Origin of the sequence: Reichenbachiella sp. (genome assembly GCF_033344935.1) — a bacterium.
Classification (GTDB): domain Bacteria; phylum Bacteroidota; class Bacteroidia; order Cytophagales; family Cyclobacteriaceae; genus Reichenbachiella.
In genome coordinates this window covers 1,634,658-1,649,137 of the sequence record NZ_JAWPMM010000001.1, presented here as the reverse complement: position 1 = coordinate 1,649,137, position 14,480 = coordinate 1,634,658, and the positions used below count along the sequence as shown (strand labels likewise).

Sequence of the window (14,480 nt, the reverse complement as noted above, 5' to 3'; positions counted from 1 at the left end):
AATTAATGATATCTTAATTATTAAACAAATCGAATTTCAAGCCTAAGTTGTATTTAGGGCCGTAGTATTCCATTTGCATGGTTCTGCTTTCAACTCCCTGATAGTATCTCAAAGGCTGATTAGTCAGGTTATTCGCTTCAGCAAACAGTCTTAGGTTTTTAGTGAATGCGTAAGAAGCATTCACATCCACAAACAATTGCTTGTCATAATATCTATCATAGAATGCGTCGTCGCCTACTTCATCAATGTAGTCAGACGAGAAGTTCAATGAAGCTCGAACTACCAACTTCTTGGTCTCGAAAGACAATGAAGCGTTTACCAAATGATCTGCCGTACCCGGCAAATCTAGGCCTTCTCTTTCGTCGCCGTCTTCGTTGGCGATCCCTTCTACATCCGAAGCGTTAAACGTATAGTTGGCGTAGATGCCCAAACCTTTCCAGATACCCGGCAAGAAATCCAACTGACGTTGTGCTGCGATTTCGAATCCGGCGATGTTGCCTTTACCACTATTTTCAGGAGTCAAGACATCAAAATCGTCTCCATTGTAGTCTTCAGTAGACTGATGGAAGTAGATGAAGTTGTCGATGCTTTTGTAGAAAACGCCGGCAGACAACAAACCTACAGATTCGAAGTAGTATTCCGCATTTAAATCAAAGTTCATCGATGTGGTAGGATCCAAATCAGGGTTACCTTGAGAGATTTCCTCATCCTCCTCTACTACATATCTATAAGGCACCAAATCATAGTAGTTTGGTCTAGCTAATGAATTAGTCCAGGCACCTCTTACTATCAGATTTTCACTCACGGCATATCTTAAGTGTACCGCTGGCAAAAAGTTGAAATATGACTTGTTGTTTTCCAAACTGGTAATAGCTCCGTTGTCTTCGACGTACTGATAGCCAATGTAGTCTGAACTTGTATTTTCAGCTCTTGCTCCTACGATAAATCTCAATTGATCATTCAAATTCTGAGACCATTGAATGTATCCGGCAGTTACTACTTCATCAGCTATGTAGTTGGCTGTCTGATACTCTTCTGGTAAATCTTCACCATCGAACAAGCTCGTGTTGGTCAAATCGAGGTTACCTAAATAAGAAGCCGAAGCAAATTCACCCGCTTGATAATTAGCACCAGCTAAAAAGTCAGGGTTCGTTCGATCGTCTGTAGAGATCTGATTTAGGTACTCCACACCAGAGTCATCGATCCAGCTGTACTCCACAAAGCTATTATTTCTATTCTTAGTCTTGTTGTTGAATTTTCCTCCAAACTTGATGTTGCCTGACTGACCGGCCACTACCGATAGTGGGATTTTCAAATCCAACTGTGCGGTGTAGTTCTCCTCTTCCGTCAATTGGTTCTCTTCTTCGATTTTGTCAAATACGAAATTGGTAGTCTCCAACAAATTCTGCTCGTTAATCACCAACTGTGGCTTTCTCGTATCGTACATTGACTGCGTCATGTTCACCGTCATGTCTTCGTCACTCTCATAGATGATATATCTTTCGCTCGGGCGCTCCTCAGAAGCTTTAGAATACGAACCAGCCCACTTAGCCTCTACGTTGCCAAAATAGTGTGCACCGCTCAAGGAGTAAGACTGCACTCGCTGATCTTCTAGTCTGCGATTTTTGATTCTGTCGCTGTCCAACCCACCCTTAGTTTCGCGATCGCCTACGGCAATCCATTCTGTCGGTGCTGCATTCACACCATTGCCAAACTCGGCGCCGTCAATTTCGGTAGTGAGTCTGTATCTGTTTTCCCAATCATCTCTCCAGTTGTACATGCTTTTCGCATAGAGGGTATGATTGTCATTGATTTTGTAATCCAGATTCAAAGAGAGACTTCTTCTCGTTCTGTCCACATCGTAATCTCTGATTTCGTTTACCGCCAAATAGGGGTCTACTTCCACATCTTCGATGTTGTTTCCTTCTTCTGGAAGATCCTCGTCGAAGTCTGCATTTTCCACCTCATTTTCCCACTCGGCCTCCACATTGTGAGAACCAATTTTATCTTGTCTGAAAGAACCTGAAAGCACAGCACCAAGTTTATTGTTTAGAAACCTGTTGCTCAGTACTAAACTTGAATTGAAGCCTGGCGCATCGCCCACTTCATTGTAGCTACCAGCCAATGTACCTGAGGCTCTGAAGCCTTCACTTGCCGACCGAGTCACCAAATTGACTGATCCACCAATTGCATCACCATCCATTTCCGGCAATAAAGCTTTGTTTACCTCAATCATTTGAATCATATCTGAAGGGATCAAATCCATCTGGATGTTTCTGTTATCACCTTCTGCAGATGGTAGTCTGTTGCCATTCACAGTCACAGAGTTGAGCTGAGGAGCTAACCCTCTAATGACAATGTTTCTGGCTTCGCCTTGATCACCTTGCATGGTGATGCCAGGCACTCTTTTTAAGGCATCGCCCACATTGGCATCTGGGAATCTACCGATCTGATCGGCAGCCACCACGTTAGTGATATTATTATTGGCTCTTTGTTGATTGATCGCTTTGGCCTGACCTTTCAGTCTGTCTCCTAATACAAGTACTTCATCTCCCAAAATCACCCCCGGTTCCAATTCGTAGTTTTCTTGTAACATGGTCATCTCGTCTACATTTATTTTTCGCTCAAAAGATTTATAACCGATGTAAGAAATTTTCATGGTTTGTTCGCCGTGAGGCACATCCATCAGCACAAATGCGCCATCCGCATCAGAGATGGTGCCTTTACCTGGAACTTCATTTAAAGTAATCGTAGCGCCTGGCATAGCCAGTCCGTTTTCGTCTACTACTTTTCCAAAGATCGTTCCGTCAGCCATTTGTGCCCGACCCGAAAGAGTAAATAGTATAAGCGTGAATACGCTCAAGAGTATTGATTTTTTCATCATTATTCGATTTGATTTTAGAATTATGCTGCGAAAGTAGTGGGGCAGTATTATGAAGCGTTTAGCCTCATTTCACGAAAAGGTTATCAAATAGCACGTCGGTATTATGATTACTTTATCGCAATATTACTATGCTAATGAATTGTTAACTGTGGCAGGGAGAACGGCTCCAAAACGCAGCAATCACTATTTGTTGTCATTGAGCCAGTCTGTATTTCTCGGGGATTAACACTTCTGAATAAGAGCCAATAAACAGTTACCTAATCCCAGACCATCAAAGCTTGTGAGCCAAAAGTCATTTCGCCGGGAAGCACGACCAGAGAAATCTCGTCAGCTGTATGCAGAAAGTAAATTAAACCCTGAGGAGATCTCTTCACTCTACTACGAGATGACCCCATACCATTGGTTTTGTTCATGCATAGAAGTCTTAGGCACAACTTTGCATACTGACCCATGTCAATTCCATTTTGAACTCCAACCAAAATTGTCTATTCTTGAGTCGCAGCTCATTTTAGAAAAATCAGAAAAAATAGTGGTGATGATGTAAAAGAAATAAGTGTAACTAGTTACACTTACATAATTGTTGACCACCATTACTTAGACCAATGAAACACTTCCTACCATTAGCCTTTTCAGTTCTTCTTTTTTCTTGTTCAACTTCAGTTAAGGAATCAACAAAGACCGAATTAAAAGAACCAATCGAACAGTCATCGATTAAACCTTCAACGAAGGAAGTAACCAAAGCATCAGAACTAAGTAAAAAGCGTGAATTCCAAAAACAGCCATTATTGCAATTGAATAACACAATTTGGGTAAACAGCCCATTCCCCAACTGCACTGATACCTTAAGTATTTCCTCAAATGAAAGCTATTACTATAGCTGCGAACATGAACTAGACTATGATGTTCAATTCAGAATCGAATCTGACACATTATATATCGACAAATATGGATTGGTTTCGGAGGTGTCAGCTGAACTTGGAAGTGAGGTTAAAACGAAATACAAATTTATAAAATCCGAAGACCTATTGATTCTAGTTGAAATCGCACACAAATACCAAGACCGATATAACCCAGTCGGTGAAGAATACCTTTATCAAGAGTTTAAGCAATTAGAATAAAAACGGTGGTCAACATCGTCTATATCCCATGGCGGTTCAGAGGTAGCTTCTAGCTTCACCGCTTTCTGGCAGCACCGGAAAAATCTCCGATTTTTCACATTGGTCAAAAAAGGTATGATGAAAAATCGGAGATTTTTCCTACTTTGTGTCCGACACTTTAACTTACACCAACGCCACGATGATATAGACAGGCGTTCTTTTAAAAAAACAAAACCAACCCTCCTTCATTTGAAAATGCTAAAAATTGTTAAATGAAGAAAAACTCCTTTCGCCCCATAGGGAGGATGGCTATATTTGTTTGATTTGAAAATACTCATATATGGTTTGGAGCGGCGAGATCGGTAGCTTAGAATTATTCTTCATTATTTTATTTGGCGTTTTTTATATGCTCTACATAGTCAGAACTATACGAGCAGCCAAAGCCTTGGGTACCACCTACCGACGAGTATTCTACAAAATCACGTTGAGAGCGGCCTATTTCGCCTTGTTTATCGTGGCGCTACTCGGGCCATCTTTCGGAGAATCTACTAAAGAAATCAAATCCATCGGTAAGGACATTTTTATCGCCATAGACTTATCCGAGTCTATGAATGCCTTCGACATCCAACCTACTCGTTTGGAAAAAATAAAATTTGAGCTCAAAGAGATCGTTGAGGCCTTTTCTTCTGATAGAATTGGGCTGATCATGTTTTCTAATGAAGCCTATGTGCAATGCCCACTGACCTATGACAAAAGCGCGTTAAATCTTTTTATAGAAACATTGAATACTAATCTGGTACCTAATACAGGTACAGACTTTGGGCCACCGCTCAAAATGGCATTGGGCAAAATCTCAGATGATAAAGAAACCGTTACTCGACAAAAGTCCAAGATCATTATTCTCATCAGTGATGGAGAGGACTTTGGAGAAAACACGGCCAGCATTGCCAAGACGATTGAAGAAGAAGGCATCAAACTATTTACGCTCGGCATAGGAACTGCACAGGGCAGCAAAATCATGACCCAACGTGGTTTCAAAAAAGACAACAACGGACAAGATGTGGTCAGTAAACTGAACCCAGTATCGCTCAAGAAAATCGCCTCAGCTACGAGTGGCAAGTATTTTGAGATCAACGCCACACAAAATGATGTAGAAAAGTTGATCAATACGATTGGCGATATAGAGGGTGAACTAAGAGATAGCAAAACCATGGACGTATCTGCCAATAAATACTATTACTTTCTGGCGTTGGCTTTGTTGTTGATATGCATAGATGCAGCATTTAAAGTAAGAACTGTGAACATATGAAAACACTTACTGCCATATTAACTTTAATTGTTTGCTTTCAGGCCTCAGCCAATGATATTTCAAAAATCAATGAGTTGAAAAAAAATGCTGAGATCGCATTCAAGCACCAGCAGTATGACGTAGCTGTTTCTAATTACTCCTACCTCATTGACAGCTTACAGATCTACGACGAGAAGTCCATCATGAATCTGGGACATGCTTACTATCAGCTTAACCAAAAGGATTTGGCGCAAGCCCAGTATCAAAAGCTCGTTTTGTCAAAAAATGAGCAACTCAAATCAGTAGCTTATCAGCAGCTCGGCGCTATGTCCAATGACCCAAAAACACTGCAGAAGGCGATGTCCTACTTCAAAGAATCGATCAAGTCTGACCCCACCAATCAAGATGCAAGATTCAACTATGAATTGGTGAAAAAGAAGTTGAAGGATCAGCAAGAACAAAACCAGAATCAGGAGAACGAGGATCAGAATAACGAAAACCAAGAGAACCAAGACGAAGAGAAAAAAGATCAAGACCAACAAGAGAACGAGGATCAACAAGAAGGCGATCAAAATCAGGATCAGGAAAACCAAAATTCTGAAGATCAAGAGCAGCAGAACCAGGAAGGTCAAGATCAGCAAAATCAGGATCAAGAAGAGCAACAATCTCAAGAGGGTCAGGAAAACGAAAAGGAAGGCGACCAGCAGGAGCAACAACAACCTCGAGAAGGTGAGGACAGTGAGAACAAAGACCAAAAGGAGGATCAGCAGCAGGCACCAAGTCCTTCAGACAAAATGCAGGAAATGAATATCTCCGAAGAAAAGGCCAAAATGATTCTGGAAGCCCTAAAAAACAGTGAAATTCAATACATCCAGCAAAACCGCAGAAAGCCTACCAAGAGAAAAGATAGTGACAAACCGGATTGGTAATATTCTTGAATCCACCACCTATGATATTTTAAATATCAGGGTCTTATGTCGAAATACAGTAGATCCCACCACTTGGGAGCATAAGGGGTAACTTGATCATCATCATAAGTCCATTCTCTACAGTCGAAACAATAGGCCGCCCATCGTGGACCAAACTCACAATGTTCATCTACCCAACCCCCGTAGTTTTTAATTTTACTTTTGTCAAAGTACCATCTTTCAAAATCTTCATTAACAACACCAAAATAACCGTATACTGCAACGTCATCCGAAGAAAGATTTGACATAATATTGTACGGTGGGGCAGCAAATAATTCACTTTGATCCAATTGTTTCTGAACTTCATTCCAAAAAGAGTGATAATCTTGAGACATGGTCATTTGGCGTACCAAAACTGAAAAACCATGATTCAATCTTGAATTTTTAGTTTTTAGAAAAAATAACTCGTTTTGAATATTACCATCCTCGTCTTTTAGCAGTTGATATTCTTTGTAATAGTTCTGTGAAGTTGCCCAACAAAATTTCAAGGGGTGATTATCTTCAACCAGGTCAGCGCTAAATATCCAGGTGATTGAAAGGTCCCATTTGTAATAGACAGGATCTGAAGAATCATTTTTCAAAGTAGTTACATTAAAGCCAATACCTTCATGTTCAGCAATTCGAACCTCTCCAAGTACGTTTTCATAATCAATTTTTGTTTGCTCAACAGTAGAAAACGAGCCCATGCCCATTTCTCTTGGCAAAGACTGCATTTCAGACGTTATCCTTCTGCCATCAGCTAATGTGATTTCCAAATGATAATTTCGCCCTTTTTCGGCTTTAAAATTTTCATAAAACAAACCATATTCACCATTTCCGATTTCAGCATAGTCGTATACTACCCCGTCGTCTTGATGCAGTTCGATTTCAGCTCCTAATACGGGTTCATTCCTTTCATTTTCAACCTCTCCAACATTCGATAATTTAATGGTAAAGTACCTTGTTGATAGTGGGAGAGCTAATAAATCATTGTAGGACTGATTTGAAATTAAACCTTCGACAACAATTCCTTCTCTTTTTGAAATTCCTTCAAATTCAAAATCTTCTACACATGAGAATAACGTTGTTGCGATTATTAAGAGAAAGATGAGTTTGGTTAGTAATAATTTCATATTGCTGCGTATCTGCAAGCCATTCATTCAATACTATTTCTACACTTACTGAACCACCAGTAAAGATTGATCCTGCATCACCGTTCCGTCTTTCATATAGGCAGTGACTAATACTTGATAAGAAGTACTTAAATCTGACGTTTTGAGGTCAACCCAAAATGATCCCTTATTCTTTTCCAATTTTGCATTCCAATACAACTGGTGTCTGAAGTCTGGTGCGAACTCGCTCTCTACATTTTTTTTGTTTAGGTTTTGACAACGCTGTAACACTGGCAAATCTTTATACGCCTCTTTCAACGGGTTGTCCACTCCATCCTTTAGATAAAAGGATACAGAACCATTCAAGCTAAAATTGCCTAAATGGCCATTGGCCTCATAAGAGTTTCGAACCTCAACTCTTGATATGTCCTTCGGGTTAAGATTCAGAATCGTCCGTTTGTCATAAACAGGCAGGTCATCCAGGAAAATCAAAGGAGAGCCTCGGTATTTGTAAGTACTCATATAGCGATACATAGACAATTCAGGCTCACCTCCCTTATTTTTCACCACTGTGACATATTTCACCACATAGTTGATCATATCGATCATGGTATTAGGCACATCATAATCCTCCAAATTGTAAGTGAAATCTGCTTTTGGCAGCGAGGCCTCTACCTTTTTATTATTTTGAAAGGACAGGTTAATATTTCTCTGGGTATTATACTCCTTTACAAAAGCAACATCGTCATCAGTCAGTTGGATAGATGACTTTAAAGGTGGGTAACGATACTTCACAGTTTCCTCAAACTCAGCCTGCTCAATAGGCTGCAAATAGGTGGTAAAGTGAAAAGGGAAAATTTGTGAGTTATTGCCTGCTACTCGTTCAAAATCATGAATACCGGTAATACTTTCACACCGAATATCGAGCGCCTTCATAGTGGTCAGATTCAGTACTGAGAGCTCGTCAAACGGAAAATTCTCTCTATAGCTCAAAACGCCATGATACTGCTCAGCACTTAGCCTATTAGCATTTTCGCTTTTTTGAACGTCATCTCCAAAGAAGATCAAATAGGCTTCGAAGTCACGATTTTCTACCAACTGCAAGTCTAATCCTGCATGATCGAAATAAAATTCCTCATAGAAATTCCCCACGCTCGCATAGTCCTTATCTATAATCGAAACATCAAGATATTCAATTTGGCCTGAGGCATCCTCTATCACATATTCCACCTCCTCGTTGTTAGAGGCCACAATCGTATTCAGGTAAAGCTTGCTTTCTCCGTCAGGTTGATTAAAGTAAGTATACTTTCTATCTACTGACGCTTTATAACTTACCCCTATTTCGTGAATACCATAAGTCAACTTCCTACTTGGTATCATGATGCTTAACGTATCAGCCTTTTCAGGAAAAACTGATTTCACCAGAGATTCCCCATTAAGTAGTATCTCCACTGGTTCGATTCCCACACTTTCACGTTTCAATTTGACCAGAACAGATTGATTCAACTTTTTAAAGTCAACGGCCAAAGCTGCTTTCACCGGCTTTAGTTGGATTGCCTCTTGACCAAACCGAACTTTATACAAACTATCCGTTGGGGTCAAATCGAAAGCTACTATACCATTTGCATCGGTATCGAGATACTGCACCAAAGAATCAGCGCTATTCACCAATGTACCTTTAGATTGAAGGCCAGCTCCAGAGCCATCCAGCACTCGCACAACTACTTTATTGCTTTGACCAGAGGCAAATATCCCTCCTCTGCTCTTTACCTGAATGGTACTTGCTTTTTGAGGCGAAGGATCTTCCAACTCCAATGCATATACGTGGATGGTCTTCACGGCCTGAGCTGCGCCTTTGCTGTTACTTACCATTCTATACACTCCGGTTTTTAAAGAATCAGGCAAGGCAAAAAAGTGTTTCGCTTCTGGATTATCCAATGCACTTTTGGTCTGAATAATTTGCCCATTTGGAGCTACCAGATCTGTAAAAACAGGATTTGGTTCGTCTTCTATATGCTCTTCCCCAAATCTTGTCACTTTGTACATGACCTGCTCTCCCACTACAAATTTGGCTTTGTTGGTACTGATGTACAATGCGTCTTGAGCGAATGCTTTTGATTGCGAAACACAAACGACCAATAAAAATGCAAATAGCTTATTCATTATTCATTAAGGATTTTTGTTGAAATAGATCGGGTCCCACCAATCTGGCATATAAGAGGTGACTGGCCTATCATCATAGGTCCATTCACGACAATCAAAACAATAAGCAGCCCATGGAGGTCCAAACTCACATAAATCGTCTACCCAGCCACCGTAATTGTCAATTTTATCTTTATCAAAATACCACCTACCAAAGTCTTCATTCACCACTCCGAAGTAGCCAAACACTTCTATATCTCCTGAGGAAAGGTTCGATTTGATGTTATAAGGAGGTGTTGCAAATAATTCACTTTGATCCAATTGCTTTTGGACTTCCTTGTAAAAAAGATGATAATCGGGAGACATTCCCATTTGTCGTACCAACACCGAAAAACCATGGTTCAATCTTGAGTTTTTTGTTTTCAAAAAAAACAACTCATTTTGGACACCTCCTTTGTAGTCTTCCAGCAATTGAAACTGCTGATAGTAGTTTTCAGATGTAGCCCAGCAAAATTTTAATGGATGGTTATCTTCTAAAAGATCTGCACTAAAGATCCAGGTAATACTCAAGTCCCATTTGTAATAGATCGGCTCCTCCGTTTCATTGGCCGGTGTGGTAACATAAAAATATATTCCCTCCTGCTCAGCAATACTCACTTCTCCACGAATATTCTCATAATCCACATTTATACCCTCTTCAAGTGAAAATGTACCCATATCCATTTCTCTTTCCAAAGTTTGAATTTCTGATACGATCTTCCTTCCATCTGCCAAAGTGATTTCCAGATGATACTCGGAACCAGGCTCAGCCCTAAACGTCTCATAAAATAGCCCATATTCACCACCTTCTATTTCTGCATAGTCGTATACCACACTATTGTCTTGATGCAACTCAATTTTCGCACCTAGTACAGGCTCATTTCTCACATTTTCCACTTCACCCACATTAGATAGTTTAAGCGTAAAATATCTAGGTGAGAGCGGTAATGACAACAGATTATTGTAAGACTGATTGGAAATAAAACCCTCTACTACTATTCCTTCTCCTGCAGAAATTCCATCAAATTCAAAATCCTCGATGCAAGCACTAAGAATTAAGAAAATTATAATAGGAATGGTTAGCCGGAATCTATTCATTACTTCATGTTTATCTAGGTGAATAGCGTGTATCCCACCAACTTGGTGCTTGATTCGACACAGGGCCGTCATAAGAGTACTCTAGGCAATTAAAACAGGAAGCCGGATATGGTGGAGGTACATCCTCAAAAACACACCCCTCTTTATAACCACCATAATTTGAAACTTCATCTTTATCAAAGTACCATCTCTTATAGTCTTCACTCACCACACCAAAATATCCAAAAACATCTATGTCCTCAGAATGCAAGTTCGAAACCAAATTGAACGGTGGCTTTGCAAATAATTCACTTTGATCTCCTTGAACCTGTAGGTCTTTCATAAACTGATAATAACCCTTGGACATCTTCATTTGTCTTATCAACACTGAAAAACCTTCGTTCAAATGAGAATTGTCTGTTTCCAAGAATAACATGTTACTCGGAGCGTCCCCTTTAATATCTTCTAGCAACTTATAGTCTTTGTAGTAGTAAATCGAACTTGTCCAGCAATACCTAAACGGGCTGTTGTTTGAAGCCAAAAAGGCCGTTTTAATGAACGTCGTGTAAAAGTCCCATTTATAGTAGTAAGGAGTTCCTGAGTTGTTGGGGGTCGTTTTGATTTTAAGGTTAATACCATCCTTCTCCGAAATGATCAACTCCTCCCTTCTATATTCATACACAGACTTCTTTGCTTCCTCAACGTACAATTCACCAACGGGAGAACTTTCAGGCAATCCTGCCATTTCGGATTCAATCATTGTACCGTCCTCTAGAGTAATCACAATTTGATATTCCAGCCCTGTTATTGCTTTCACATTCCCATAGAATAGCCCGTATCTTCCTTCTCCAATTTCAGCATAATCATACACTTCGCCTGACGATCCATGTAGTTCTATTTGAGCGCCCAACACGGGTTCGTCTCTGACATTGGTTACATCAGATATGTGTCTAAGACTTAATTCAAAAATTTGAGGATCTTTTGGATACGCCAACTGATCTTGAAAAGATAAGTTGGAAATATATCCTTCCACCACAATTCCTCTGCCATCCGAAGGCACATCAAATTGAAAATCTTCAACACACGAAATATTGCAGATTACAATAGCGATTAAGCTCAGTTTTTTGATGGTGTCTTTCATATTAATTAAAACCCTGCCTTGAAATTTCATACTCACTTAGACAGTTTAAAATTGTAAGTAACAGAAGGGAAAATTGAGCCCATAATGGACAGCTTCTTAGCAAACCCAGATTTGGTAAAATATATGGAGTAGGCATTTTTTCGAGAGTACACATTAAATATCGAAAATACCCATTCACCATTAATCAATTTATCTCTTCTCAAACTAGGCTTGATGGTAAGCGACAAGTCCAGGCGGTGATAATCAGGGATCCGGTACTCGTTTCTATCTGAGTAGTTCAACACCGCCAGTTGTCTATCAAAAGAAAACTTAGAAACTGGAACTGTAATTGGACGTCCCGTGCTGTAACTAAAGTTTGCTGACAGAACCGCTCTACCTCCCAACTTATAGTTCAAAACCATAGACAAGTCATGCGGCTTATCATTGTTGGCGCTATAGTACTCACCATTGTTTATTGTTTGATATTCATATTCGCCACTGAAGCGTTTCAAACTTCGGGAGTAGGTATAAGAAATCCAGCCATTAAGTCTTCCCGTGTTTTTCTTGACTTGAAGTTCCAGTCCGTAAGTTCTGCCAACTCCTTGTACAATACTTCCTTCCAACTGCTTGTTACCTATGATTTCAGCACCTTCTAAAAAGTCCAAAGAGTTTTTTATATCCTTATAATACCCCTCTGCGGAAATCTGATATGCATTGTTTTGAAGGTTTCTGAAATAGCCAACTGACCATTGATCTGCATACTGCGGATCAAGATTAGTACCACTTGCCAAATAATAATCCTGAGGAGTAGCCGATACCGTATTCGAAATCAAGTGTAAGTATTGAAACGTACGGTAATAGCTAAATTTCAGCGACGAATTGGTCGTCAATAGATATCTCAAAGAAAGCCTCGGTTCTAAACCATAAAAAGTCTTTATTACTTCGCCGCTACCATAGCTTACAGAATCAAGGACTTGAGGTTCTCGTACCACATTTGCTCCTTCATCAAAAATATACTCTGTATCTGGACCTGTTCTGATAAAACTTGACAATCGCATTCCAGCAGACAATGCCAATCGAGCACCAAGATCCCAATCATCCTGAGCAAAAATGGCGATTTCATGCGCGTGCTGATCACTCATTTTTACATACTCAGCGTTTGAGTTTTCACCGAAGGGTGATAGTTCTCCAGGCCTAATGTTATGGTTGTTGTATTCTGCACCTAAGGTCAGAGAATTTTTAGGATGCATCTTGTATAAAAATTCGTATTTAGCGGAGAAATTCTGAATTCCGTTTTCAAATTGGAAAGCCTCCACTTCTTCTTCCAAATTTTTTGAATCTACATTGTAGTTACTAGTTGTTAGCCAAAGAGTAGAAAGTGTTTTATTTCCAAACACATGATTCCATTCCAGACTGAAATTTTTGGTTCCCCAATCGTATTGAGCCTCACCAGCAAAATTAAAATCATCATGACTGAGGTAGAATGATCCGGTGATGTAATCCTTATCACTCACTCGATATAAGAGTTTGGCATTTACATCATAGAAGGCAGCTTCGCTGCTTTGAAGTTCAATGTTCTTAATTCTATGAAGCAGCCAATTCGTATACGAAGTACGGCCACCAATCAAAAAGGAAGCCTTATTCTTTAGGATAGGTCCTTCTGCTGTCAATCTGCTCGACACTAGACCTACACCACCATTAATTTCATATTTCTCGTCGTCCCCGTGTCGTAATTTGATATCCAATACAGATGAAATACGACCACCGAAGTTGGCTGGCCCTCCTCCTTTGTAGAGATTTACTTCATTCACCATGTCAGAATTGAATGCGCTATAAAAACCAAATAAGTGGGTGGGATTGTATATAACCGCTCCGTCTTGAACGATCAGGTTTTGGCCGGTTTCTCCTCCTCTAACATTAAATCCAGATGACAACTCCCCAGTGGTAGAAATTCCCGGCATGGTTGTCAAACTCTTTACTGGATCCACCTCACCCATAAAAGTAGGCAGCTGCTTGATCGTTTCAATGTTCATATTTTCAAGACCAGACACCCTTTGCTGGACATTGGCATCCTGCCCATCTGCTGTGATCACTAACTCATCCAACTGTAGAGATCCCGAAAACAAGCTGACGTCTAGCTGACCTTCCGATTTGATGATTACTTCCATCGGCTTACCCTCATAACTTATAGAACTGTAGTCAATCGTATATTTTCCCACCGGAACTCTTAAGCTATAGTTTCCATTAAAGTCGGTTACTGTTCCAATATTGAGAGAGCTTATATACACCCTTGCGCCGATGAGTGGCTCATCATTACCTCCATCAGTTATTTTACCTGATACCGTTACTACTTCGTTAAGTTTTGAGTTTTTATCTCCTATAACTATCAAACTCTCATCTGCGGAAGATTCAATCTGATACAGTTCAGGGTTGTTTGCCACAAAAACTATTGCACCATGGTAGGATACCGTTTTCAAACCACTCTCTTCCAGATTTTTATTCAAAAATTCAGTAATGGTCAAACCTTGCCCTGAAACAGACACGTTTCGGTCTTTTACCCATTCTGGATTGTAAAATATTTTGGTTTTAGTCTCTGATTTTATAGAGTCCATTGCACTTAAAAGACTCATACCCTGATAGGATCGACTCAACCGAATATCATCTTGCGCAAATACGATAAACGGAGCACAATAAATGATGACAAAAAATAGAAACTTGGAGATGCTCATTGAAGTAATGAAAGGTTGAATTAATGTTTATAAACGTCGCAAGAA

At 40.0% G+C, this 14,480-nt stretch carries 10 protein-coding genes; 3 read left to right on the top strand and 7 right to left on the bottom strand.

Translation table 11 applies throughout. The features are described from left to right. Positions 1-13: 13 nt before the first annotated feature. Together R8N23_RS07105 and R8N23_RS07100 are read right to left on the bottom strand one after the other, a co-directional pair. Complete coding sequence (locus R8N23_RS07105; RefSeq protein ID WP_318170881.1) at positions 14-2,881, bottom strand: TonB-dependent receptor; 2,868 nt, start codon at positions 2,879-2,881, stop codon at positions 14-16. A 260-nt stretch (positions 2,882-3,141) separates the two neighbouring features. Further along, positions 3,142-3,297 (bottom strand): hypothetical protein, encoded by a 156-nt coding sequence (locus R8N23_RS07100; protein ID WP_318170880.1) that lies wholly within the window; start codon positions 3,295-3,297, stop codon positions 3,142-3,144. 189 nt (positions 3,298-3,486) lie between these two features. On the opposite strand from R8N23_RS07100, the gene R8N23_RS07095 reads away from it, so the two are divergent. The 3 genes from R8N23_RS07095 to R8N23_RS07085 all read left to right on the top strand — a co-directional run bounded on the left by R8N23_RS07095 (position 3,487) and on the right by R8N23_RS07085 (position 6,198). Continuing rightward, positions 3,487-4,002, top strand: a complete 516-nt coding sequence (locus tag R8N23_RS07095; RefSeq protein ID WP_318170879.1) for a hypothetical protein — start codon at positions 3,487-3,489, stop codon at positions 4,000-4,002. A 385-nt stretch (positions 4,003-4,387) separates the two neighbouring features. Continuing rightward, on the top strand, positions 4,388-5,290 hold the full coding sequence (locus tag R8N23_RS07090) for a vWA domain-containing protein (RefSeq protein ID WP_318170878.1): 903 nt from the start codon (positions 4,388-4,390) through the stop codon (positions 5,288-5,290). Further along, positions 5,287-6,198 (top strand): hypothetical protein, encoded by a 912-nt coding sequence (locus tag R8N23_RS07085; RefSeq protein ID WP_318170877.1) that lies wholly within the window; start codon positions 5,287-5,289, stop codon positions 6,196-6,198. Before R8N23_RS07090 ends, R8N23_RS07085 begins: the two co-directional genes overlap by 4 nt. Before the next feature lie 35 nt (positions 6,199-6,233). Here R8N23_RS07085 and R8N23_RS07080 read toward each other — a convergent pair whose 3' ends face one another. From R8N23_RS07080 to R8N23_RS07060, 5 genes are read right to left on the bottom strand one after another with little or no spacing between them, the layout of a single operon-like run. After that, positions 6,234-7,349: a DUF4249 domain-containing protein gene (locus R8N23_RS07080; protein WP_318170876.1), complete on the bottom strand. Its 1,116-nt coding sequence runs from the start codon at positions 7,347-7,349 to the stop codon at positions 6,234-6,236. Between the two features lie 45 nt (positions 7,350-7,394). Then, complete coding sequence (locus R8N23_RS07075) at positions 7,395-9,491, bottom strand: hypothetical protein (protein ID WP_318170875.1); 2,097 nt, start codon at positions 9,489-9,491, stop codon at positions 7,395-7,397. 6 nt (positions 9,492-9,497) lie between these two features. Then, the gene (locus R8N23_RS07070; RefSeq protein WP_318170874.1) at positions 9,498-10,607 is read right to left on the bottom strand and encodes a DUF4249 domain-containing protein; all 1,110 of its coding nucleotides are present in this window, start codon (positions 10,605-10,607) and stop codon (positions 9,498-9,500) included. Between the two features lie 10 nt (positions 10,608-10,617). Beyond that, on the bottom strand, positions 10,618-11,727 hold the full coding sequence (locus R8N23_RS07065; protein WP_318170873.1) for a DUF4249 domain-containing protein: 1,110 nt from the start codon (positions 11,725-11,727) through the stop codon (positions 10,618-10,620). A gap of 32 nt (positions 11,728-11,759) precedes the next feature. Then, on the bottom strand, positions 11,760-14,435 hold the full coding sequence (locus R8N23_RS07060) for a TonB-dependent receptor (protein ID WP_318170872.1): 2,676 nt from the start codon (positions 14,433-14,435) through the stop codon (positions 11,760-11,762). Positions 14,436-14,480: the final 45 nt, after the last annotated feature.